At 73.0% G+C, this 22,196-nt stretch carries 26 protein-coding genes; 12 read left to right on the top strand and 14 right to left on the bottom strand.

Going from position 1 to position 22,196, the window contains the following annotated elements:
* Positions 1–52: 52 nt before the first annotated feature.
* Positions 53–1,510, bottom strand: coding sequence for a class I adenylate-forming enzyme family protein (locus tag HD595_RS08150; protein WP_253767150.1), 1,458 nt, complete (start codon positions 1,508–1,510; stop codon positions 53–55).
* Positions 1,511–1,645: 135 nt separating this feature from the next.
* Between HD595_RS08150 and HD595_RS08145 the strand changes: the two genes are divergently transcribed.
* Together HD595_RS08145 and HD595_RS08140 are read left to right on the top strand one after the other, a co-directional pair.
* Complete coding sequence (locus HD595_RS08145; protein ID WP_253767148.1) at positions 1,646–1,891, top strand: acyl carrier protein; 246 nt, start codon at positions 1,646–1,648, stop codon at positions 1,889–1,891.
* Between the two features lie 8 nt (positions 1,892–1,899).
* A complete protein-coding gene (locus HD595_RS08140; protein ID WP_253767146.1) occupies positions 1,900–3,156 on the top strand; it encodes a condensation domain-containing protein in 1,257 nt (418 codons plus the stop codon).
* Here the strand turns inward: HD595_RS08140 and HD595_RS08135 are convergent.
* The 4 genes from HD595_RS08135 to HD595_RS08120 are packed head-to-tail and all read right to left on the bottom strand — an operon-like array spanning position 3,102 to position 7,583.
* The gene (locus tag HD595_RS08135; RefSeq protein ID WP_253767144.1) at positions 3,102–4,889 is read right to left on the bottom strand and encodes a hypothetical protein; all 1,788 of its coding nucleotides are present in this window, start codon (positions 4,887–4,889) and stop codon (positions 3,102–3,104) included. The two genes, HD595_RS08140 and HD595_RS08135, sit on opposite strands and share 55 nt — an antisense overlap.
* Positions 4,886–5,827 carry a methionyl-tRNA formyltransferase gene (locus HD595_RS08130; RefSeq protein ID WP_253767142.1) on the bottom strand — a complete coding sequence of 314 codons (942 nt, stop codon included), beginning with the start codon at positions 5,825–5,827 and terminating at the stop codon, positions 4,886–4,888. Before HD595_RS08130 ends, HD595_RS08135 begins: the two co-directional genes overlap by 4 nt.
* A 32-nt stretch (positions 5,828–5,859) precedes the next feature.
* Positions 5,860–6,549 carry a PIG-L deacetylase family protein gene (locus HD595_RS08125; protein ID WP_253767140.1) on the bottom strand — a complete coding sequence of 230 codons (690 nt, stop codon included), beginning with the start codon at positions 6,547–6,549 and terminating at the stop codon, positions 5,860–5,862.
* Positions 6,550–6,578: 29 nt separating this feature from the next.
* The gene (locus HD595_RS08120; protein WP_253767138.1) at positions 6,579–7,583 is read right to left on the bottom strand and encodes an NAD-dependent epimerase/dehydratase family protein; all 1,005 of its coding nucleotides are present in this window, start codon (positions 7,581–7,583) and stop codon (positions 6,579–6,581) included.
* A 217-nt stretch (positions 7,584–7,800) separates the two neighbouring features.
* Between HD595_RS08120 and HD595_RS08115 the strand changes: the two genes are divergently transcribed.
* Complete coding sequence (locus HD595_RS08115) at positions 7,801–8,610, top strand: alpha/beta hydrolase (protein WP_253767136.1); 810 nt, start codon at positions 7,801–7,803, stop codon at positions 8,608–8,610.
* Between the two features lie 86 nt (positions 8,611–8,696).
* Complete coding sequence (locus tag HD595_RS08110; RefSeq protein ID WP_253767134.1) at positions 8,697–9,203, top strand: erythromycin esterase family protein; 507 nt, start codon at positions 8,697–8,699, stop codon at positions 9,201–9,203.
* Positions 9,204–9,219: 16 nt separating this feature from the next.
* Here HD595_RS08110 and HD595_RS08105 read toward each other — a convergent pair whose 3' ends face one another.
* From HD595_RS08105 to HD595_RS08095, 3 genes are all read right to left on the bottom strand, one after another.
* Positions 9,220–9,699: a hypothetical protein gene (locus HD595_RS08105; RefSeq protein WP_253767132.1), complete on the bottom strand. Its 480-nt coding sequence runs from the start codon at positions 9,697–9,699 to the stop codon at positions 9,220–9,222.
* 412 nt (positions 9,700–10,111) lie between these two features.
* Positions 10,112–10,393: a hypothetical protein gene (locus tag HD595_RS08100; RefSeq protein ID WP_253767130.1), complete on the bottom strand. Its 282-nt coding sequence runs from the start codon at positions 10,391–10,393 to the stop codon at positions 10,112–10,114.
* A 190-nt stretch (positions 10,394–10,583) separates the two neighbouring features.
* Positions 10,584–11,207, bottom strand: a complete 624-nt coding sequence (locus HD595_RS08095; protein WP_253767128.1) for a cysteine hydrolase family protein — start codon at positions 11,205–11,207, stop codon at positions 10,584–10,586.
* Between the two features lie 229 nt (positions 11,208–11,436).
* On the opposite strand from HD595_RS08095, the gene HD595_RS08090 reads away from it, so the two are divergent.
* Positions 11,437–11,991 (top strand): NUDIX hydrolase, encoded by a 555-nt coding sequence (locus HD595_RS08090; protein WP_253767126.1) that lies wholly within the window; start codon positions 11,437–11,439, stop codon positions 11,989–11,991.
* A gap of 399 nt (positions 11,992–12,390) precedes the next feature.
* Here the strand turns inward: HD595_RS08090 and HD595_RS45680 are convergent, their stop codons facing one another.
* Positions 12,391–12,522, bottom strand: a complete 132-nt coding sequence (locus HD595_RS45680) for a hypothetical protein (RefSeq protein ID WP_301309467.1) — start codon at positions 12,520–12,522, stop codon at positions 12,391–12,393.
* A gap of 78 nt (positions 12,523–12,600) precedes the next feature.
* Here HD595_RS45680 and HD595_RS08085 point away from each other — a divergent pair, with 78 nt between their 5' ends.
* Positions 12,601–13,215, top strand: coding sequence for a PadR family transcriptional regulator (locus HD595_RS08085; RefSeq protein ID WP_253767124.1), 615 nt, complete (start codon positions 12,601–12,603; stop codon positions 13,213–13,215).
* Positions 13,216–14,190 carry a glycoside hydrolase family 5 protein gene (locus HD595_RS08080; protein ID WP_253767122.1) on the top strand — a complete coding sequence of 325 codons (975 nt, stop codon included), beginning with the start codon at positions 13,216–13,218 and terminating at the stop codon, positions 14,188–14,190.
* Between the two features lie 128 nt (positions 14,191–14,318).
* On the opposite strand, the gene recQ is transcribed toward HD595_RS08080, so the two are convergent.
* Positions 14,319–16,127 carry a DNA helicase RecQ gene (gene recQ / locus HD595_RS08075; protein ID WP_253767120.1) on the bottom strand — a complete coding sequence of 603 codons (1,809 nt, stop codon included), beginning with the start codon at positions 16,125–16,127 and terminating at the stop codon, positions 14,319–14,321.
* Between the two features lie 225 nt (positions 16,128–16,352).
* Between recQ and HD595_RS08070 the strand changes: the two genes are divergently transcribed.
* The 3 genes from HD595_RS08070 to HD595_RS08060 all read left to right on the top strand — a co-directional run bounded on the left by HD595_RS08070 (position 16,353) and on the right by HD595_RS08060 (position 17,765).
* On the top strand, positions 16,353–17,153 hold the full coding sequence (locus tag HD595_RS08070; protein WP_253767118.1) for an SDR family NAD(P)-dependent oxidoreductase: 801 nt from the start codon (positions 16,353–16,355) through the stop codon (positions 17,151–17,153).
* A 27-nt stretch (positions 17,154–17,180) separates the two neighbouring features.
* Positions 17,181–17,426: a type B 50S ribosomal protein L31 gene (locus HD595_RS08065; RefSeq protein ID WP_175594158.1), complete on the top strand. Its 246-nt coding sequence runs from the start codon at positions 17,181–17,183 to the stop codon at positions 17,424–17,426.
* Between the two features lie 87 nt (positions 17,427–17,513).
* Positions 17,514–17,765: a DUF3040 domain-containing protein gene (locus tag HD595_RS08060; protein ID WP_253767116.1), complete on the top strand. Its 252-nt coding sequence runs from the start codon at positions 17,514–17,516 to the stop codon at positions 17,763–17,765.
* Positions 17,766–17,773: 8 nt separating this feature from the next.
* Here HD595_RS08060 and HD595_RS08055 read toward each other — a convergent pair whose 3' ends face one another.
* From HD595_RS08055 to HD595_RS08045, 3 genes are all read right to left on the bottom strand, one after another.
* Positions 17,774–18,019 carry a DUF6343 family protein gene (locus HD595_RS08055; RefSeq protein ID WP_253767114.1) on the bottom strand — a complete coding sequence of 82 codons (246 nt, stop codon included), beginning with the start codon at positions 18,017–18,019 and terminating at the stop codon, positions 17,774–17,776.
* Positions 18,020–18,124: 105 nt separating this feature from the next.
* A complete protein-coding gene (locus HD595_RS08050) occupies positions 18,125–18,829 on the bottom strand; it encodes a maleylpyruvate isomerase family mycothiol-dependent enzyme (protein ID WP_253767112.1) in 705 nt (234 codons plus the stop codon).
* A 182-nt stretch (positions 18,830–19,011) separates the two neighbouring features.
* A complete protein-coding gene (locus HD595_RS08045) occupies positions 19,012–19,734 on the bottom strand; it encodes a hypothetical protein (RefSeq protein WP_253767110.1) in 723 nt (240 codons plus the stop codon).
* Positions 19,735–19,923: 189 nt separating this feature from the next.
* Here HD595_RS08045 and HD595_RS08040 point away from each other — a divergent pair, with 189 nt between their 5' ends.
* Positions 19,924–20,796 (top strand): sugar kinase, encoded by an 873-nt coding sequence (locus tag HD595_RS08040; protein WP_253767108.1) that lies wholly within the window; start codon positions 19,924–19,926, stop codon positions 20,794–20,796.
* A gap of 79 nt (positions 20,797–20,875) precedes the next feature.
* Here HD595_RS08040 and HD595_RS08035 read toward each other — a convergent pair whose 3' ends face one another.
* Positions 20,876–21,718 carry a hypothetical protein gene (locus tag HD595_RS08035; protein WP_253767106.1) on the bottom strand — a complete coding sequence of 281 codons (843 nt, stop codon included), beginning with the start codon at positions 21,716–21,718 and terminating at the stop codon, positions 20,876–20,878.
* Positions 21,719–21,834: 116 nt separating this feature from the next.
* On the opposite strand from HD595_RS08035, the gene HD595_RS08030 reads away from it, so the two are divergent.
* On the top strand, positions 21,835–22,194 hold the full coding sequence (locus tag HD595_RS08030) for a DUF1622 domain-containing protein (RefSeq protein ID WP_308211108.1): 360 nt from the start codon (positions 21,835–21,837) through the stop codon (positions 22,192–22,194).
* The last annotated feature ends 2 nt before the right edge of the window (positions 22,195–22,196 follow it).

The following is a 22,196-nucleotide window of genomic DNA, read 5'->3' as shown; positions in this document are numbered from 1 at the left end:
CCGTGTTCCGCCCGATGTGTTCTCGTGCCGATGTGGTCAGATGCCGATGTGGTCAGGTGCCGGCGTGCTCCTCGGCCAGGCGGCGCAGCTCGCGCTTGACGACCTTGCCCGCGGTGTTCCTCGGCAGCGCGTCCAGGCACAGCAGCCGGGTGGGCAGCTCGTGCGCGGCGAGCCGCTCGCCGAGGAAGGCCCGCACCTGCGGCAGCGTCAGCGGCTCGCGCGGCACCACGGCCGCCGCCACCGCCATGCCCATGACCGGGTGCGGCACCCCGAACACCGACGCCTCCGCCACCGACGGGTGCTCGTGCAGCGCCGCCTCCACCTGGAGCGTCGAGACCTTGAACGCGCCCGACTTGATGACGTCGCTCTCCCGGTCCACCAGGTACAGGTAGCCGTCGGCGTCGAGGCGGCCGAGGTCGCCCATGCGCACCCAGCCGTCGCGGAAGGTGCCGCCGCGCTCGCCGTAGTAGGCGCGGGGGTGGGCCGCGGCCCGCATCCACACCTCGCCGGTCTCGCCGGGCGCCACCGGCTCGCCGTCCGCGGTCGCGATCTTGAGGGTGCTGCCCCCGGCGGCCCGGCCGAGCGCGCCCGGACGGTCGGGGTCGAAGACCATGATGGTCTGGGCGGGCGCCGCCTCGGTGGAGGTGTAGTAGTTGACGACCGTCGCCGACGGGAACGCCCCGGCCAGCCGGGCGGCCACCGGCGGCGGCAGCGCGGCGGCGGCCGAGCCCAGCAGCAGCACGCTCGACAGGTCGTGGCGCTCGTGCACGCGGGCGTTCAGCAGTTCGATGGCCATGGCCGGCACCACGAACACCGTCCCGGCGGCGCGCTCCTCGACGAGCGCGGCGAAGCGGGCCGGGGTGAACAGGGGGAGCGTGACCACGGTGGGGGCGGCGGTCAGCGCGTGGAGCAGCATGACCTGGCCGGCGTTCGTGCCGATGGGGAAGGCGTGGACGAGGTGCCGCGAGTGGGCGAACGGGCGGCGCTTCGGGTGGACGGGCGGCGAGGTGAGGTTCGCGTGGGTGGCGGCGACGCCCTTGGGGGTGCCGGTGGTGCCGGAGGTGTAGAGGATCTGGGCCAGGTCGAGGGGGTCGAGCTCGACCGGCGGCGGCTCGGCGCGCCCGTTCAGCTCGCCGGCGGGTAACGCGCCCGGCACGGGCGGCGGGCCGGCTCCGTGGACGGTCAGCGTGGCGCCGCAGTGCCCGATCATGGACGTCAGCTCGGGCACCGCGAGGCGGTCCGACAGGGGCACCGCCACGGCCCCCGCCTTGAGCACCCCCATCCAGCAGACCGCGTACGCGATCCAGTCGCGGGCCCCGAAGACCAGCGCCACCCGGTCACCCCGCCGCACCCCGTGCTCCAGCAGGCCGCGGGCGGCGGCGTCCGAGCGCTCGTCCCAGTCCCGGAGCGTCAACCCGCCGGACCCGGCGACGGCCAGGGCCTCGTGACCGGGATCGGCGGCGGCTCTCGCGCCGAGCAGTGAGGGGACCGGAACAGCCGACGGGACCACCCCCAGAAATATTTTCGGGCTGCCGCCAGACGGTAGAAAAAATGCACACAACCGTCAACCCCCCGCCCATCGGTGGTTGCCCGGACGATCTACGCCGTGGCACACTCGCCCCGAATCCGGGGAAACGGGGGTCACGTGCTGACCGACGGCGAACTACGCGAACGACTGGCCGGCCTGGTCGCCGAGGCGACGGACGGCGAGGTGGAGGCGGCCGACGTGCTGGCCGGCCCCGCCCGGCTGGCCGACCTGGGCGTGACCTCGCTCGGCTTCCTGCGGCTGATCGACGCCGTGGAGACCGAGTTCGGGGCCGAGGTCGATCCGACCGAGTTCGAGACCCTCGACGACCTGGTCCGCGAGGTGCGGGTCCGGGAGCCCCGCTGAGCGGGCCGGTGGAGGCGCCGCTGACCTGGGGGCAGCAGGACATCTGGCGCGCCGTGCTCGCCGCCGCGCCGCAGGAGCACTACCTCAACATCGCCCGCGTGTTCCCCGGCCCCCGGCGGCCCGTCACCGTGGAGCGGGCCGGGCGGGCGCTCGACGCGCTCGTGGCGCGGCACGAGTCGCTCCGCACCCGGCTCACCGGTCCGCGCGAGGCGCCGCTCCAGCTCCTCTGGCCCGCCGCGCGGCCCCACGTGGAGATCACGTCCGAGCCGGCCCACGTGGTGCGCGACCGGCTGGCCGCCGAGCCGTTCCGCTACGCGGACGAGTGGCCGCTGCGGGTCGCGTTCGTGGTGGACGGGGAGCACGTCAGGGACGTCGTGCTCGTGCTGTGCCACCTGGCCGCCGACGGGCACGCCGCCGACCTCGTCGTACGCGACTTCCGGCTGCTGCTGATCCGCGACGCCCTGCCGCCCGTGACCGCGGCCACGCCCCGGGAACTGGCCGCGTGGCAGCGGTCCGAGGAGGGGACGCGCGTCTCCGGCCGGGCCGTCGCCTTCTGGCTGGAGGAGCACGCCCGGATGGACCCGGTGCCGGACGCCGCGCTCGTCCCGGAGACGCCGCGGTTCGTGGAGGCGACGATGTCGTCCACCGCGCTCGCCGCCGCGGCCCAGGCGATGGCCGCGCGCCACCGGGTCAGCTCCTCGACCGTGCTGCTGGCCGCCGCCATGCGGCTCGCGGGCGGGCTGACCGGGCAGCGGCACTGCGGCATGCGGGTCATCGTCAACAACCGCTTCGCCGCCGACCGGCGCGACGTGGTCTCCACGATCTCCCAGGAGGGCCTCGTGGTGCTCGACCTCGACACGCCCTCGTTCGGCGACCTCGTACGGCAGGGCTGGAGCGCCGCCATGCGGGCCTACCGGCAGGCGTGGTTCGACCCGTACGCCATGGAGGAGGCCGTCTCGGCCGCCGGGCCGGGGATCCGGTCGTTCGGCTGCTTCAACGACCAGCGGCTCGTCCAGCGCGACGAGCCCGGGGCGGCGTCACCGGACGAGCGCGCCCTGCGGGCGGCGGCGGAGCGGACCGAGGTCGCCCGGACCGACGCCATGGACCGCAACATCTGCGACTTCCGCCTGCACCTCGGCGGCGAGCCGGGACGCATGGAGGTGTCGCTGTACGCCGACACGGCCCTGCTCGGACCGGCCGGCATCGAGCGCTACCTGCGCGACCTGGAGACGCTCGTGGTGGACGCCGCCTGCCGCGTGTCCTGACGGTCACTCTCGTACGCCGTCCACTGCGCGAGGTTGTGCAGCCCGTAGTCGAGGCCGACCGCCGGCCGCCAGCCGAGCTCCCGCCCGGCGCGCCCGGCGTCGATCACCGGCGCCTCCGCACCGCCGGGCGCCTCCTCGACCGGGACCGGCCGCACCGCGCCCGTCACCGCCTCGGCCAGCTCGCGCAGCCGCAGCCGCACGGGATCGGCGACGTTGAACACCCGCGCCCCCGGCCGCCGCGCCAGCACCGCCTCCACGGCCGTGGCGACGTCGCGCACGTGCACGAGCTGCGCCGTGCCGCCGTCCACGCGCAGCGGCCTGCTCAGCGACGAGCGCAGCACCAGCTCGGGCAGCGTGCCGCTCCGCGGCATCCCCGGCCCGTACGGCTCCGCGAGGCGCAGCACGGTCGCCCCGGGCACGGCGGCCTCCACCGCCAGCACCGCCGACCCCGGCTCGACCGGGCTGTCCTCGTCCACGGCGTCGGCACCTCGCCGGTAGACCGCGCACGAGCTGAGCAGCACCCCGTGCCGCGCCCCCGCCAGGGCCTCGCGCGCGAGCCGCAGCTCCTCCTCCGGGTCGGCGTCCGGGTCCCAGCCGAGCGCGCACACGTGCACCACCGTGTCCGCCGAGGAGGAGCCGGTCACCCGGTGCCCGCGGTCGGCCAGCAGCAGCGCCACCTGGTCGCGCACGAACGTCGCCGAGCCCGTCACCGCCACCGCCGCCCGCCCGCTCCGCCGCGGCCGCGCCGCCAGCCCCGCCTCCAGGCCGTCCCGCGCCACCTCGCGCAGCCCGTCCGACAGGCGGGCCAGCTCGCGGGAGCCGAGCGCGTGGCAGAGCCCGCCGGGCCCCATCGTGGCCAGCGCCCGGTCCAGCACCTCGGGGTCGCCGCGCGGCCCGCGGTGGACGACGCCCATCGTGTACGCGGCCAGCCAGAGCTGCCCGTGCTCGCCCGGGCCGCGCAGCCCGTCCACGTCCACGCCCCGGCCGCGCAGATAGTCCGCGCACAGGATGTCGCGCCAGCGGGTCGTGCCCGGCACCCGTACCGCGCACTGCGCCACGCCGCGCTTGAAGAACGGGATCACCGGCAGCGACGGCACCGGCCCGTCCTCGCCCCGCCCCGCCTGCGGGTCGTCGGCGAAGAAGCACGGCGCGCGGCGCAGACCCTGGAAGTCGTTGTCGACCAGGCTCGCCAGGTCCTCGTGCTCGGCCAGGCTCGGCACCGCGACGAACACCGGCACCCCGGCCTGCCGCAGGTAGCGGCCCATGAGCACGTCGTCCGGCCAGGTGTCGCCCCGGTCGCGGGCCCACTCCACGTACCCTGCGGCCACGTCCCGGGGCAGCAGCAGCGCCGCCACCGGCGTGTACTCGCCCGCGCCCGGCACCCAGCGCGCCCCGGCCAGCGCGCCGAGCCGCACAGCCGCGCCGTTGCGCGAGTTCCAGAACGCGAACAGCGCGAGCGCGGCGCGCGGCATGGCGCGGGCGGCGCGCTCGGCCCGCTCGAAGAACGTGCCCGACAGGACCATGTCGTCGTGCAGCACCACGTGGTGGGTGGACTCGCGCGGGACGCTCGACCAGGCGAGCAGCGACGTGCGGAACGCCGACGGCCGCCCGCCCGGGTCCGGGTCGGTGACCACGGCCAGCCGGTCTCCGGCCAGCTTCTCGGCGGCCTCCCGGCGGCGCGGGTGCGCCATCACCGCCCCGCTCAGCCGCACGGTCCCCCGTGGGGCGGTCACGTGCCCAGGCGGGTGCCGACCGGCAGCTCGCCCGCCTCCAGCAGCGCCAGCGCGTCCCGCCGCTCGCCGCCCTCCCACTGCGCCTCGCGCACCACGAGCAGCCCCGACGCGCAGGCCACGAGCACGCCCGCCGTCCCCGTGGACCAGACCGGCGCGAGCACCGTGCCCGGCGGCTCGTCCGCCCCGCCCCACTCGACCAGGTCGGCGCTGTGCACGTACAGCCTGCGACCGGCCACGGACGTGAACGCGCCCGGGTACGGCGCGGCCAGGGCCCGCACGAAGTCGTAGACGTCGCCGGCGGGCCTCGACCAGTCGATCACCCCGTCGCCGGGCCGCCGCCGCTCCCACCAGGACCCGCCGGGCGGCTGCGGCCTGGCCACGACCTGCCCCGACAGCAGCAGCGGCACGTACGTGGCGAGCAGCTCGATGTTGATGCGGGTGACCTTGCGGTAGACCTCGGTGACGTCGTCGCGGCGGCTCACCTCGAAGTCGCGCTGGGCGATCAGGTCGCCCTCGTCGGCGCCCTCGTTCAGGTAGAACAGGCTGACCGCGCTCGACGTCAGGCCCTTGATGATCGTCCAGGGCAGCGGCGCCCGTCCCCGGCCCTCCGGCAGCCGCGTCGGGTGCAGCCCGATCGCGCCCAGCGGGCAGGCCGACAGCAGCGGGTCGCGGACGAGCTGCGACCACCCGGCGACCACCAGCAGGTCGATGCCCTTGCCCGTGACCAGCTCGTGGGCCCGGCCGTCGTTGATGTCGTCGGTCTCCAGCAGCGGGATGCCATGCTTGTCCGCCGCCTCCTGGAGCGGCGCGTACCCGGACCGGTGGCTCAGCTTCGGCGGGTAGCCGATGAGCAGCGACGGGGCCGTGCCCTGCGCCGCCAGCACGTCCACGGCCGGAGCGGCGAACTCCATCCCCGTACAGAACGCGAACGTCTTCACAGGACCTCCCTCAGCCGCCTGCGCGTTCGTGGTCACAGGACCGTCCTCAGCACGCCGAACGCCTCCGCGCGCTCCACGCCGATCTCCGCGCCGCGCAGCGTGGCCAGCGCCGTCACCGACTCCTCGCTCCTGATGTGCGGGGAGGGCCGGTGCTGGCTCCTGTAGCCGCGCAACGCCTCCAGCTTGCGCTCCATGTACGCGCCGATGTCGCAGTACGCGGTGGACCGGGGCATCGGCTCCGACGCCCACTGGATCTTCGACATCTCGTACAGGAAGACGTGGGGCACCAGCCACTTGCCGAACTGCTGCGCGATGGGCCGCGCCGCCGCGAACCCGGCCGCGAACACCGCCCGGTGGTCCTGGTCGTAGTCGGCGAAGCTGGGCAGGAGCAGCAGGTCCGGCCGCCGCTCGTTCAGCGCCCGCTCGAACAGGTCGACCAGCTCCCTGCGGGGCAGCGTGTCGAGCCGTTCGGTCAGGTCACGGTCGCCGTAGGCGATCTCGTAGCTGAAGCCGAGCGTGGCCCGCACGTCCTCGATCTCGTCCAGGCGCTGCCGGTACGTGGTGGCCCCGTCGAGGCCGTAGTGCCGCATCCCGTCCACCGCGAGGAACAGGACGTGCACCTCGGCCCCGGCGTCGGCCTGGGCGGCCATCAGCCCGCCGCACCCGAGCACCTCGTCGTCGGCGTGCGGCGAGATCACCAGCACGCGCTCGAAGCGTCGCACGCCCCGGTCACCGCCGTCCGGGGAGATGGCTAAAGCGGTGCATTCACTGCCCTTCGGTCCTCTCGTGCGCGGTAGTAGTCGGCCGTGCTGAGGATCAGCTCGTCGAGCGGCACCCGGGGCCGCCAGCCGAGGCCGGTGGCCGCCCGCAGCGCCGGGATCTTGTGGAACGACTCCGCCTCCGCGTAGTGCGGGCCGTGCACGCTCCTCCCGTCCACCCGGACGATCGGCGACGGGCTGTCCAGCAGCGCCTTGACCCGCTCGGCCAGCTCCATGATGGTGACGGCGTTGGCCGGGTTGCCGACGTTGATGACGACGTCGTCCCCCTCCAGCGCCGCGTCCATGTAGCCGAGCAGGAAGCCGGTCAGGTCGTCGGCCGCGATGAACGCGCGCACCTGGTCGCCGCCCGCGAAGACGGTGATCGGCCGCCCGGCCAGCGCCTGCTGCACGAACGTCGGCATGACGAACCCGCCGGCCCGCGACTGGCGCGCCCCGGCGACGTTGAACGGCCTGATGACGATGCCGCGCAGCCCGTGCCGCCGGCTGTTGGCCACCATCGCCTCGGCCAGGGTCTTGGCGATGGCGTACTCGATGCGGGTGTTGTAGTGGGTGGGGACGACGATGTCGTCCTTCTCGTCGAGCACGCCGCTGCGGCCGTACACCTCGGCCGAGCTGAACACGCACAGCGGCACGCCCGCGCTCGCGCACGCCTCGATGACCGGGGCCGTGCTGCCGATGATGTCGTGGCCCAGCCGGCCCGACCTGGACAGGATGCTGGCGGGGCCGACGTAGGAGGCGGCGTGGATGACGCGGTCCACGCCCCGGAAGTCGCCGCCGCCGGCCAGGTAGTCCTCCACCCGATGCCGGACGACCGTGCAGCGGGGGTTCGCGTCGTAGTCCTCGCCGTCGATGACCGCGCCGGCGTCGGAGTCGATGATCCGTACGGGGTGGCCCGCCGCCAGGTAGGCGTCCACCAGATGTGAGCCGATGAAACCGAGACCGCCCGTGACGACTACTTCGCCACTTGGAGCTCCCACGGGCCTGCCTTTCCCACGAAGCCGTGACTCGAGGAAACGGTCACTCCGGGTCATGGCGCCCCGGGGCCACCTAGCGTCGGATTAAAACAGTTTTCGCCCTACTTGTCACCAGTGGCAGAAGTTTTCATCTTTTATCGTCCTATCGAGGTGCATTACGGTCCGGTCGGGTGCCGTCCGCCGCGCGTGGACCAGCGTCCGCGCGGACATATCCCACGGCATGGCGACCTCACGCGAACACACCCTCACCGGCACCCACGGCAAGCTCGCGGCCCGCGAGTGGCCGCACGAGAGCCCTCGCTACCTCGCGATCCTCGTCCACGGGTACGGCGAGCACCTCGGACGCTACGAATGGGTGGCCGGCACGCTCACCGGCGACGGCGCGGCGGTGTACGCGGTGGACCACCTCGGGCACGGCCGGTCGGAGGGCGACCGGGCCCTGGTGGCGGACTTCGAGGACGTGGTGACCGACGTCCACACCCTCCGGGAGCACGCCGTACGGGAGCATCCCGGGGTGCCGGTCGTGATGATCGGCCACTCGATGGGCGGCATGATCGCCGCCCGCTACGCCCAGCGGCACGGCGCGGGCCTGACGGCGCTGGTGCTGTCGGGGCCGGTGCTGGGGGAGTGGGGGCCGATCGGCGAACTGCTCGCGTACGAGCAGCCGCCGGACGTGCCCATCGACCCCTCGACGCTCAGCCGCGACCCCGCCGTGGGCGCCGCCTACGCGGCCGACCCCCTCGTCTGGCACGGGCCGTTCAAGCGGCCCACGCTGGAGGCGTTCGCCACCACCCTGGCCACGATCACCAAGGCCGGGTCGCTCGGCGCGCTGCCCACGCTGTGGGTGCACGGCGAGGACGACCGGCTGGTGCCGCTGCCCGGCACGCGTGCCGGGATCGAGGCGATCAGGGGAGCGGACCTCACGGAGCGCATCTATCCGGGCGCACGGCACGAGGTCTTCAACGAGACGAACCGGGAGGAGGTCCTGGCGGACGTGACCGCGTTCGTCGCCCGCGTCCTGCCGGCCTGACGCGCCACCGGAAGCCACCCCGCGCGCGCCCGGGTAGGGGCCGCCCCAACCCGGCGCACCGGCCCGCCTCATAGGACCCGGACTCGGTGGCCGCCTCCCAGCGCTTCCGCGACCAGGTGATGGCCCAGAACATCACCTGGTGGCAGCGGCGCACCGGCGACAAGATCCTGCTGTCGGCGCAGAACGACCACGTCGGCTACGCGGCCGGCGACCCCAGGATGTATCCCAGGACGCAGGGTTCGTTCCTGCGCGACACGCCGGGCACGAAGTACCTCCCCATCGGCTTCACCTTCCACCAGGGCTCCTTCCTGTCGAAGGACGCCGCGCTCGGCGGCGACTGGAAGAAGTTCATCGTGGGAGCGGCCACGCCCGGCATGAACGAGTACACCCTCGACCAGGTCCGTCACGAGGACTACTACCTCGACATCCGCGACGCCCCGGCGGCGGCGCGCGCCTGGCTGGGCGTCGCGCGCCCCACGCGCAACATCGGCACGCAGTACCCCTACCCGCCGGCCGACCTCGCGCTCGCCCGCTCCTTCGACGTCCTCGTCCACCTCCACGACGTCCGGGAGGCCGACAAGCTGAAGCCGTGACGGCCCGTCCACGGGGTCAGCGGACGGGTAGCCGCACCTGGCCGGTCCCGCGCGTCCTGGTCAGGTCGAATCTCCAGCAGCCCGGCTTGGGGAACACGAATCCCGTGCCCCACTCGTCGCCCGGCCGCCGCCATGTGGACCCGCCGTGCTGCTCGGGCCCGAACGTGCGGCGGGCCCGGGTGCCGTCGGGCAGCGTGGCCGTGACCGTCAGGGGGCCCTCACCGGTCATGCGCCATACGATCTTCACCTCGCGTCCGCGCTCGAACGGCGCGGGCGCGAACAACAGCCCCCACACCTCCGCGCCCCGCCCCTCGCCGCGCACCTCCGGCAGCCCGCCGGCCGCGCTGAGCCCCGACGCCCCGGAACACGCCGCCGCCACGGCCGGACCGGCACTCGTCGGCGCCGCTGTCCCGGCCTTCCCGGGCGCCGCTGTTCCCGGTGTTCCCGCGCATCCGGCGGCCAGCACAAGCACCACAACCACCACGATCGATCTCACGATGCCTCCTCGCTCTCTCACGTCCCGTACACCGGAGCGCCGCAGGAGGTTCCAACCGCGATTTATGATCGTAAAAGGAAATACAGGATCACACCCAGGGCAATGAGCCAGATAATTGCCCCTATCGCCCCGACGACCAGGCAACCGGCCACCACGGTGCGCTTTCTTCCTCGGTCGCCCCATTCCTGGCGGCCGGAGTCCGGATCCATGGCAAGAGGCTACGCCACAACTATTTGCCGCCGTGCTGCCGATGCCGGTGATTTTCTTTCCGGAATTCCCGGCGGAGGGCGCCGAATGCCTTTCGGGAAAAACGCGCGGGCCGGTGGCCTCGCGGGGTGTGCGGCGCGCCGGTCCGAGGACGACTCGGACCGGCGCCACGAGCGTGCGGTCGCGCACGCTCACCGCTCACGGGTCACTGCTCGTACGACCCCAGGTCGTCGGTCTCGTTGACGATGTTCTCCCACCAGTACGGGCGCCAGCCGATCGCGGGGTCCTTGCACACCTCGGAGGTGTAGGACCCGGACACCACCTCGTCGTCGACCGCGTACACCCAGGTGGACGAGGTGCGCGAGGACGAGCTGCACTCGTTCCCGATGCCGTCGTCCCGTTGCGCGGCGGCGGCCGGTCCCGCCGCCGCGCCGACCAGCACGGCGGCGAGGACGAGCGGGCTGCCGGCGGCGATGAGGCTTCTCATGGTTCCCCCTGTTACCACGAAGCGACAGTTCATGATCACTGTACGGAGCGGGCGGGAACGGCACCGAGAGCGCCACGCCGATTGTCCGGCTAATGTGGCAGTGAAGCTGACCGCCCGGTTTCGGGGTCAGTGCGGTGGCGACGACCGTTCTTCGTGGGGCCGTCGCCACCGCCCCGCGCCGAAGCGCCGATCACCCGGATCGCCGCCCTGGGTGGCTCCCGTGCAGCGAGGACCGCAGTCCGGCGACGTCGATGACGTGGGCCATCCTCGGGAAGACGCCGGTCATCAGGGCGTGGTGCGTCCCCTGATCCGGGTCGGCGACGCAGTCGGACAGGACGTGGAGCCGGTAGTCGCGGTCGGCGGCGTCGGTGACGGTGGACAGGACGACGCCGCTGGTGGTGACCCCGGCGATGACCAGGGTCGTGATCCCGCGCTCGCGCAGCCGGCGGTCGAGGTCCGTGGTGGACAGCGCGCCGTAGCGGGTCTTGCGGACGGTGATGTCACCGGGCTCGGGGATGAGCCGGTCGTGGAAGGCGGTGCCGGGCTCCTCGTGGTGCATCAGGTGCTGCCGGGCGACGAAGGCGAACGTCTTGTTGGCCGGCGGGATCGCCGCCCAGTCGGCTTCGGTGAAGCCGACCCGTACGTGGGCGATGACCGCACCGTGCGCCCGCATGTCGGCGATCGCGCCCGCCATCCGGGACACCAGCGCCTCGGGCTCGGCGGCCTCTGTGAGCGAGGCCAGGATCGCCGGCTGGTAGTCCATGACGAGCAGCGCGGTCGTGCGAGGGTCCAGCGCGGGGATGGCGACGGTCATGTCTCTCCTTGGGTGATGAGGTGCCCGGCGGACGCGGCCGCCGGGGGGCGACGTCGGCGTGGCGTCATCGAACCGGTTCCTGGAACGCGCGGTCCAACAGCCGACACGCCGACGGAGCACAACCAGCAGTTGTCCGCCGAGCTGGGCCGGGGCGTCAGCCCTGATATTCGGTGTCGCATCGGTACGGCGATGTGGGACCCTCTCAGGCGCACGGACGAAGGAGAGATTCATGGTGGTGCTGCCGGAGCCGCGAGACGCCGTCGAGGCCGTGGACGCCGAACGGACGCGGGAGATCCTGGACGGCCCCGGCGGCCCCTGGGGGCGCGAGCTCCCGTTGCACCTGACCGCGACGGCGCTCATCGTGCACCCGCCGACGCGACGGGTGCTGCTGCGCTGGCATGCCCGTCAGCACGCCTGGATCCTCGTGGGCGGTCACGCCGACCCCGGCGAGACCGACCCGCTGGCGATCGCGCTGCGCGAGGGCGCCGAGGAGACCGGCCTGACCGACCTGGCGCCCTGGCCGGACGAGAACCCCGTTCACCTGGTGATCGTCCAGGTGCCCGCCTCGCCGCGCGAACCGGCCCACGAGCACGCCGACCTGCGCTTCATGCTGGCCACCGGCTCGCCCGACGCCGTACGGCCCGAGCGGGAGGACGCGCCGCTGCGCTGGCTCACCCTCGCCGAGGCCCGGGAGCTGACGACCGAGGCGAACGTCCGCGAGACCCTGGACCGCGCCGCCACGGCCCTGTCCGACGCCCAGGACGGCGCGAGACCGCACGCCTGATGTGACCAGGAGCGCCGGGAACTCACTCCCGACGCCAACCCAGCCGACCACCGGACCGCGTCCCGCCATCCAGCTCTCCGTGCGCCGCGGTTTCAGCCCGGCGTGCCTTGAGCGACTTCTCGTATCTCCGTCTCTCCGTCCGGAGGCGAACACCGACGACCCGGACGAGCGCGCCAACACCTCGGCTTGAACGAAGGCCGGCCCGACACGACACCTTCAGCGGCGGGGACGATTCCGACACCTTGCGCGCGCCGCCCGCGCGGGCGGCGCGAGGCCGCCGGGCCGCCGTCCTCGACTGGGCCCGGGCGACCATGAGCCGCCCGGGCGACCGCGCGCCGCCCGGGCGACTGCGAGCTTCAGTCGGCCGGCATTCCTCGGCCAGCGCCTCGAACGCCGGCCTCAGCCGCTGCCCCCGACGACGTCCACGGCCACGTCGCGAACGTCCTCGGGCGGCAGCTGGTCGCTGCCCCGCAACAGCGTCAGGGCCCGCCCGGCCGAGACCGGCCCCCCCAGGGTGGCGCGCGGGCTCATCGACTGAACCTCAATAGTGGGCAGCACGCTATAGTCGATCTCGTCTAGTCGAACTCGACCATAGAGAGGAGTGTGCCGATGCCGCCACGCCCCTTGCGCACCCCCATGACCGTGGCCGTCCTCGGCCTGCTGGCCGAGCGCGCGCGTCACGTCTACGACATGCGCCTGGAGATGCGCGAACGCGGCCACGACCGCACCCTGAAGATCAAGAACGCGTCGTTCTACGACGTGCTGCCGCGCCTGATCGACGCCGGCCTGGTCACCGAAGGCGAGACGGTCCGCGAGGGCGCCCGCCCCGAGCGGACCGTCTACGGCATCACGGAGGCGGGATGCGCGCGGCTACGAGACTGGCTGCGCGAACTGCTCGACGGCCCTGAAGGCGACACCTCCGGTTTCACGGTCGCGCTGATGTTCATGTTCGCCCTGCCCCGGACCGAGGTGATCACTCTCCTCGAACGCCGGGCCGAGCGGATGGCGCGGCACGTCGAGGAGACCGGCCAGGCACTGGACGCCGCCGCCCGCAACGGGGTCGAGCCGGTGTTCCTCGCCGACCACGCCTTCCCCCTGGCCCTGCGCCGCGCCGAACTCGACTGGCTGCGCGCCTTCACCACCCGGCTCCGCGACCCGGCCACACACTGGCCCGGCCCGCAGTCCTCCCACAAGCCCGAGTCCCAGCAGAAGGACGTCAGGTAAATGAGCACTCCCTCCATTCACGAGACCAACCGCCTCCTGGCTCGCACGATCAACATCGGCGCCGACCTCGGCGCCGAGCTGGAACAAGGATGGACGGTCCCGGTCGGCCCCCACCATCTCGACCTGTGCCGGGAGGCCGGATTCACCGCCATCCGGCTGGCGACGTGCTGGGCCGCGCACACGACCGAGGCCGGGGGACGATTCGTCGTGGACCCGGCGGTCCTGGACCGCGTCGACCTCATCCTCGACCAGGCCGCCGAACGCGGGCTGAGCGTCGTGCTGAACAACCTCCAGGACCCGGAGCTGCACGCCGACCCACCCCGCCACCTGGAGCGGCTGCTCGCCACCACCCACCAGGTCGCCGCGCGCTTCTCCGGCCGCCCCGCCCACGTGATGCTCGAACCCCTGGCCGAACCCCGCGGCCCGCTCGACGACCTCTGGAACGACTACCTGCGCCGGATCCTCGCCGCCCTGCGCGAGGCCGACCCCGCCCGGGCCGTGGTCATCGGCCCGGCCTCCTACAACAACCTGCGGCGCCTGCCGGACCTCCACCTGCCTGAGGAGGACCGCAATCTGATCGTCACGGTCCACCAGTACTGGCCGACCACGTTCACCATGCAGGGCGAGACCTGGCTCGGCACCGACACCCCGTTCGGCGACCCCGTCTCCTGGCTGGGCACGACCTGGGAGGGCGATCACGAGGAGCGCTCCGTGCTGTCCGACGCCTTCGCCCGCCTGGCCGACTGGGCCCGCGCACACGACAGGCCGATCTTCGTCGGCGAGTTCGGCTCGTCCAACAACGCCGACCCGGTCTCACGCGCCCGCTGGGCCTCCTGCAACCGGCGGCTCGCCGAGGACCACGGCTTCTCGTGGGGCTACTGGTCCTTCGGACCGACCTTCGCCCTGTACGACGAGAGCGCGGGCAGATGGGACCCCGCACTCCTTGAGGCCCTCGGCCTCGGCAGGCAGAGCTAATCCGTGATCACGAGGTCACATGACCGCGCACCTCCACCCGACGAGCCCGCTGCGACAAGGAACGGGAAGGCCGCGCCATGACGCCGCCCTCCCGGTGTGCGCTCCGGGTGGCCCGATGAAATGCCGTGTCAGGAGGCCAGGGCTTCCAAAACCTGTTCGCCGTACTTGGCCAGCTTGTTCTCCCCGACCCCGCTGACCTTGCCCAGCTCCGCCAGCGACGAGGGCGCCAGCGTGGCGATCTCGCGCAGCGTGGCGTCGTGGAAGATGACGTACGCCGGGACGCCCTGCTCCTTGGCCGTGGCTGCGCGCCAGGCGCGCAGCCGCTCGAAGACGGGCGCCGCCTCCGCCGGCAGCTCCACCGCCGGCCGTGCGGAGCCGCCACCGCCGGACGGCCGGGAGCGGGCGGGTCGCGGGGCGTCGCGGCGCAGGCGGACCTCGCGCTGCCCGCGCAGCACGTCGGCGCTCGCGTCGGTGAGCACGAGCGCGCCGTGCGCCGGTTCGACCGCCAGCAGCCCCTGCGCGAGGAGCTGGCGCACCACCCCGTGCCACTCGGTGTTGCCCAGCTCGGTCCCCACGCCGAACACCTTCAGCGAGTCGTGCCCGTGCTGCAGCACCTTGGCCGTCTTCTTGCCGAGCAGGATGTCGACGATCTGCCCCACCCCGAACTTCTGCCGCCGCTCCCGGAACAGCCGCAGGACCGTGGACAGCACCTTCTGGGCCGGGACCGTGGCGTCCCAGGACTCGGGCGGCGCCTGGCAGGTGTCGCAGTTGCCGCAGGGCTTGTCGAGCTGCTGGCCGAAGTAGTCGAGCAGCATGACGCGGCGGCAGCCGGCGGTCTCGCACAGGGCGAGCATCGCGTCGAGGTGGAGGACCTGGCGCCGCCGGTGCGCCTCGTCGCCCTCCAGCGCCAGCCGCCGGTGCTGCACGACGTCCTGCAGGCCGTAGGCCATCCAGGCGGTGGCGGGCAGGCCGTCGCGCCCGGCGCGGCCGGTCTCCTGGTAGTAGCCCTCGACCGACTTGGGCAGGTCGAGGTGGGCGACGAAGCGCACGTCGGGCTTGTCGATGCCCATGCCGAACGCGATCGTCGCCACCACGATCAGCCCGTCCTCGCGCAGGAACCGGGACTGGTGGGCGGCGCGGGTGGCCGCGTCGAGCCCCGCGTGGTAGGGCACGGCGGGGATGCCGTTGTCGGCCAGGAACTCGGCGATCTTCTCCACCGAGGAGCGCGACAGGCAGTAGACGATGCCCGCGTCGCCGGGATGCTCGGTGCGCAGGAACTCCAGGAGCTGCCGCTTCGGCTCGCTCTTGGCCGTGATGCGGTAGTGGATGTTGGGCCGGTCGAACCCGGCCACGAAGTGCCTGGCCTGGTCGAGGCCCAGCCGGGAGGAGATCTCGGCGTGCGTGGCCGGGGTGGCGGTCGCGGTCAGCGCGATGCGCGGCACCTCCGGCCAGCGCTCGTGCAGCCCGGACAGCGCGAGGTAGTCGGGCCGAAAGTCGTGGCCCCACTGCGACACGCAGTGCGCCTCGTCGATCGCGAACAGCGAGATGTCACCCCTGGCGAGCAGGCGCAGCGTGGAGTCGACCCGCAGCCGCTCGGGCGCGAGATAGAGCAGGTCGAGCTCGCCGCCGACGAAGGCCGCCTCGACCGCCTGCCGTTCGTCGATGCCCTGCGTCGAGTTGAGGAACCCCGCGCGCACGCCGAGCGCTCTCAGCGCGTCGACCTGGTCCTGCATGAGCGCGATCAGCGGCGAGATCACCACGCCGACGCCGGGCCGCACGAGCGCCGGGATCTGGTAGCACAGCGACTTGCCGCCACCGGTCGGCATGAGGACGAGCGCGTCGCCGCCCTTCACGACGTGCTCGATGATCTCCTGCTGGCCTTCCCGGAACGAGTCGTAGCCGAACACCCGATTCAGGACCTCGATGGGGGTATCCATGCGGCTACCTTATGTGATCGGGAGTGATCGCCGGCACGGATTCGCCCACGGCGATGAGGAATTCACGAGGCTCCTGGGACTCCAGCGTCCGCTCTGCCGGGATTGTGCGGGGTCATCCCCGCGGCCGCCGAGCATGCAGGGCCCGGGCGCCCTGTGGCTCGGCGGCCGTCCTGCGCGGCGTGACGGGGGCGCGCTGATCCCGGAGCCGGGCATAGCGTGGGGATCATGAGCTTGTCGTACGTGGTGACCGGCGGAGGGCGCGGGATCGGCAGGGCGGTCGTGGAGCGGCTGCTGGCCGGCAGGGGAGGCGATGAGTCGGCCGGACGGGGACGCGGTGAGAAGGTGAGCGTGGTGGTCGTCGAACGCGACGCCGCCGCCCTCGCCTGGCCGGGCGACGGGGTGATCCCGGTCGTCGGCGACGCCTCCGACGAGGCCGTCGTCGAGCGGGCGGCCGACCTCGCCCAGGAGTCCGGGGCGCTCGCCGGCTGGGTCAACAACGCCGCCGTCTTCCGCGACGCCTCCGTCCACACCTCCTCCACCGCCGAGATCCGGGCGCTGATCGCGGCCAACCTCGACCTCGCCGTCACCGGCTGCGTCGTCGCCGTGCGCCGCTTCCTGGCCGCCGGCGCGTCCGGAGCCATCGTGAACGTCACCTCGCACCAGGCCCGCCGGGCCGTCCCCGGCAGCCTGCCGTACTCCACCGCGAAGGCCGCCATCGAGGGCCTGACCAGGGCGCTCGCCGTCGAGTACGGCAGGCGCGGCATCCGGGTCAACGCCGTCGCGCCGGGCTCGGTGGCGACGGAGAGGTACGCGGAGTTCCTGGCCGCGCTGGGGCCCGAGAAGGCGGCCGGGATCGAGGCGGAGATGGCGCGGCTGCACCCGCTCGGCAGGGTGGCGTCCGCGGCCGAGATCGCCGCCGCCGTGGCGTACCTGCTGTCGGACGACGCCGCGTTCGTGAGCGGCGTGACGCTGCCCGTGGACGGCGGCCGGTCGGTGCTCGGACTGGACCCCGAAGCCCGGGAATGAAAACCGTTGTCGCCAGGTTGGGGGGGCATGAAGAAGAACCTGCACCCGTCGTACCGCCCCGTCGTCTTCCGTGACCCGAGCGCGGGGTTCGCCTTCCTCACCCGGTCCACCGTGACCAGCGCGAAGACCGTCGAGTGGGAGGACGGCCGCACGTACCCGGTCGTGGACGTGGACGTCTCCTCCGCGAGCCACCCCTTCTACACCGGCCGCGGGCGGATCGTGGACAGCGCCGGTCGCGTCGAGCGTTTCCGGCAGCGGTACGGCACGAACTGACCGGACACATTTACGGCCCTACTTCCGGCCCGAGGGGTCGCATGCCCCCATTACTTGTGGGTACAAAGCCTTCACCGGCGTGGGAGCATGGTGATCGCGATGGGTCTCTCTGGAAAGGAACGCCGCATCCTCGCGGAAATCGAGCACGCCCTGGCCTTGGAGGACCCGGATCTGGCCAGGCGCGTCGCGGCGATCAACAGCATCGAAGCAGGCGGCGAAGGCTACATGCGGCCGTACGGGGAACGCGCGCGCGGCTGGGTGAGACGGCACGTGTGGCTGATCGTGCTCTCGGTGTTGCTGGTGGTGGCGCTCCTCACCCTGGCCGTGCTCGTCGCCTGAAGGCGGGCTCAGCGGCCTGACCGGTCGCGGCGCCGCCGCAGCACCGCGAGGTCGATCGCCGCGATGATCGCGACCACGGCGCCGATCGCCGCCTCCCAGGCCCACACGTCGGCGCCCGTGCTCATCGCGCTGAACGCGAAGAACACGGCCGCCGTCACCCCGGCCACCAACGCCACCGTCGACAGCGCCCGCCGGGCGCGCAGCGGGCTGCGCGCGGACGCCGGCTCGGTCCCCGAGCGGTCACGCAGCCACATGTCTCCTCCCACACTCACCGGGCCAGGCGGGCCGCGGAGGCACACCTCCACGGCCCGCGGAGCCCTTCTTCGCGGCGGCCCGCGCGAGCCCGCCCCGGTCGTCGGTCAGGCCAGGCAGCGCAGCCGCTCGGCGAGCCGCGGGTCGAGCCCGTGGCCGGCCGGGAGCCGCCCCACCGTGGCCTCGGCGAACTCCGGGTACGACAGCGTCGCGCTCACCCCGTCGGCGTACACCCAGATCTGCTCCGCCGTCTGCTCGACCTGGACGTCCGCCCCCTGCTCGGCCAGGACGAACCGCCCCACCGCGACCCGCCACAGCGTCCGCCCCTCGATCTCCGCCTCGGAGACCGGGGCGCCGACGTCGTCGGCGTGGGTCGCGTACTCCGAGTCGTAGTGGAACGTCTGCGACCCCACCGGGTACGGCCCGGCCATGGTGTCGATCAGGTGGTCGGCGCCCAGCTCGCGCATGCGGCGGCGGGTGTCGCCGTTCTGCTCGCGCCACTCCTCCAGCACGGCCGCCACCGGCATGGGCCGGCGCTGCCGCACGGACCACTCGTTGAAGTCGTGGAACCCGTTGACCCCCTCGCGGGCGAGACGGGCCAGCAGGTCCTGGACGTTGCCGTCGAGGCAGGCGTGGTTATACAGCTCCTCGCCCGCCAGATGCGCGAGGACGTCACGCACCGACCACCCCTCGCACCGGGACGGCCGTTGCCAGCCCTCGTCGTCCAGACCGGAGAAGAACCGGTCGAGTCTGGCCGCCTCGGCGTCGAAGATGTCGAACGGATCGAACTCTTTCAGCAGGTCGTCAGCCATATTTCGACGCTACCCCCAGGACGCCGCCTCTCACGGCCGTCGGGGGGCACGGGGGCCGGCGGCCGGACAGGACGGGAGGCCGGAAAGGCCGGAAACGGCGCGAGCCCGGCCCCCGTCAGGGGACCGGGCTCGCGCTCGGACGTGCTCACCGGTCATGACGACCGGTCGTGCTCAGTGACGGCTCAGTGACGCCAGGAGACCACGCGGACGTAGTCCGTGCGGCTCTCGGTGCCCTGGAGCTCGTCGTTGCCCTCGTAGACGGCCTTGAACGAGCCGCTCTTCCAGGCGCGGGTCTGGGCGGTGAACTTGCCGCCCCACTTGGTGGTGGCGGAGGAGACCCACTTCCAGCCGCTGGAGCCGTTGGCGCGGTAGTAGACGTTCACCTTCTCGCCGCGAACGCCCTCCCAGCCCTCGTCGTCCACCTGGAGACGGCCGGAGACCCAGATCGTCCTGCCCTTGCGCACCTTGTAGGGGTCGGCGCTGAAGTTGGCGATCCGCGTCTCGGCCTTCTCGTCCTGGACCTCGACGCTGAAGACGGCCTCGTCGGTCGCGACGACCTGGCCGTTCTTGAACGCCTGGGCGGTGGCGCGCCACTTGCCCTCGGGGTCGTCGGCGTTGAACGGGACGCTGAAGCGCCACGACTCGAGCTGCTTGGCCTCCTGGGCGCGCAGCGTGCGCACGCCCACAGGGGTGACGCTGAGCTTGACGTTGTCCACGTCGCTGCTGGCGTCGACCTTGAAGAACGCCTCCGTCTCGCCGTCGCCCTTGACGACGACCGGGTTCGGCGAGATGTCCCTGATGTCGACGGTGGACGCCTTGGTCTTGGCCATGGCGGCGCTTCCACCCGACACGAGCATGGCCCCGCCCACGAGGGCGGAGACGATACCTACAGCGATCTTTCTCATGAGGGTGCTGATTCCTCTCCCCGTATCGCTGGAACCGGCCCGGGAAGCCGGCTCGCTTTACTACTACTTAGAGCCACAGTATGGGGAAAAGGTTGTGCAAAGTTCCGACAAAACTTTGATCACACCCACTACCAGGGCAATCGCTCAGAAAAACCTGTGGAGACACCCAGACCGGCTACAGTCTCGCCCATGACGGACGTCTACACCCTTGGCGAGGCGCTGGGAGTCGTCTCCAGCGGCCGGGTCCGCCACGAGTCCGAGGCCCGGCTCGACGTCTGCGGGCCCGAGTTCACGCTGGCCGTGGGCCTGGCCCGGCTCGGTCACCGGGCCTGCTTCCTCGGCAAGGTGGGGGGCGACGAACTGGGGGCGAGGGTCCTCACGGTGCTGAGGGGCGAGGGCGTGGACGTCGCCGACGTGCGGGTCAGCGAGGGCGCCCGCACCGGCATGCTGCTCAGGGAGTCGCGGGTGGGCCGGGAGCCGCAGGTGACGCACTACCGCGCCGGGTCCGCCGGATCGTCCCTCTCGCCGGGCAACGTGCCCATCGACCGCATCGCCGCCTCGAAGATGCTGCACGTCACCGGCCTGACGGCGGGGCTCGGGCGAGGCGCGCTGGAAGCGGTCCGCGCCGCCGTGAGCGCCGCCCGCACCGCCGAGGTCGTCATCTCGTTCGCCGTGAACTACGTGCCCGAGCTGTGGCCGTCGGTACGCGAGGCGGAGGAGGTGCTGGGCGAGCTGGCCTGCGAGTCCCACCTGCTGTTCCTCGGCCAGGACGAGCTGGACCTGGTCAAGCCCGCGCTCACGCCGGAGCGGGAGGTCGTCGTGCACCGGGGCATGAAGGGCGCCAGCGTGCGCGCCAACCGGATGCGCTACGACGCGCCGGGGCTCCAGGTGCCGATCGTGGACACGGCGGGCTCGGGCGACGCGTTCGTGGCCGGGTACATCAGCGCGGCGCTGGACGGGCTGACGCCGCAGGAGCGGCTGCACCGCGGCACGGTGCTGGGCGCGGCGGCCGTGAGCAGCGCCAGCGACTGGCAGGGCCTCCCCGACCGCGCCGACCTCTAGACGACCAGCCCGACCTCAGGACGACCGCGCCCACCTCTGGACGACCGCGCCCACCTCTGGACGGCCGGCCCTCGGGCGGCTAGCCGCGCCGGGGGCGGCGGGTCAGCAGGCCGCCGATGCCCGCCGCCATGACCAGCGCCGACCCGCCCAGCACGAGCGCGCGCCCGTCCGGGCCCGCCTCGCCGCCGCCGCCCGTCTCCGCTCCCGCCTTGGGGACGGCGGACGACCGCTTCCGGGTGGTCCTCTCCTCGGGGGTGGACTCTTCCGAGGAGTCCGATGAGTCCTCCTCCTCCGAGGTGCCGGAGGAGGTGGGCGTGCCGGAGGAGGTCGGCGTACTGGAGGTCGAGGTGTCCGGGTCGGGGTCGGTGCTCCCGGCGGCGACCGTCAGGGTGTACGCCGAGAGCTGCCCGGTACTGGCCGCCTGGCACCTGATCAGGGGCTCGTTCTCGGTCGTCCCGATGTCGACCGCGCCGGGCCGGACGGAGCCGGTGCCCGGGTTCCTCGCCGTGGCCTTCATCTCCACGGTGGGCAGGGTGATGGCCTGCCCGGGGGTGACGGCGCCGAGGGCGCCCACGCCGGTGGCGGAGGTCAGCCCCGTCAGCCCCGAGATCCCGGCGTGCGGGTAGAGGTTCAGCCCCGCGGGCAGCCCCACCGATGGCGCCTTCAGCTCCGAGCCCGTCTCGTACGCGCCGCTCCACCTGATGGAGAACTGCTCTCCCACCACGGCCGAGGTCGGCATCGTGAGCGTCACCCGCAGGCGCACGGTCACGGCCGGCACCGAGCCGCCGGTGCAGGTGTACTCGACCACGTCCGTGCTCGCCCGCGCCGCGGACGACGCCCCGAGCGGCGCGAAGGCCGCCAGCGCCAGCGCCGCCGCCGAGGCGGCGAGGCGACCCCGAGCCCTGGACGCAAGCACCGGCATGACGCTCCCATCGGCCGCGGTCGGAACGGAGCTCCAGCATTCCAGCCGTTGATCACAGGCGGATTGAGATCGCGGGGGGAGCGGGGTGGGCATGAAGACGCCGAGGGAGGAGCGGCGTGAAGGACGTCATCGAGATCATCGGCGAGGTCATGGACTTCGCCGGCGTGCTGGTCATCGCCGTCGGCGTCCTGGCCGCGCTGGTGGTCTTCGGCGTGCGGTACGTCCGCACGCGCGAGGTGGCCGGCCTCTACACGATGTTCCGTCAGGGGGTCGGCCAGGCGATCCTGCTCGGGCTGGAGCTGCTGGTGGCGGCCGACATCATCAGGACCGTGGCCGTCTCGCCCACCTTCCAGAGCGTGGGCGTGCTGGCCGTGATCGTGGCGGTGCGCACGTTCCTCAGCTTCTCGCTCCAGGTGGAGCTGGAGGGCCGGCTGCCGTGGCGGCGCGCCGCGCCGCCACGCGAGCCGACCCGCTGAGG

This window comes from Nonomuraea roseoviolacea subsp. carminata, assembly GCF_024172185.1.
Lineage (GTDB): Bacteria > Actinomycetota > Actinomycetes > Streptosporangiales > Streptosporangiaceae > Nonomuraea > Nonomuraea roseoviolacea.
This window is presented reverse-complemented; position numbering and strand designations above follow the sequence as displayed.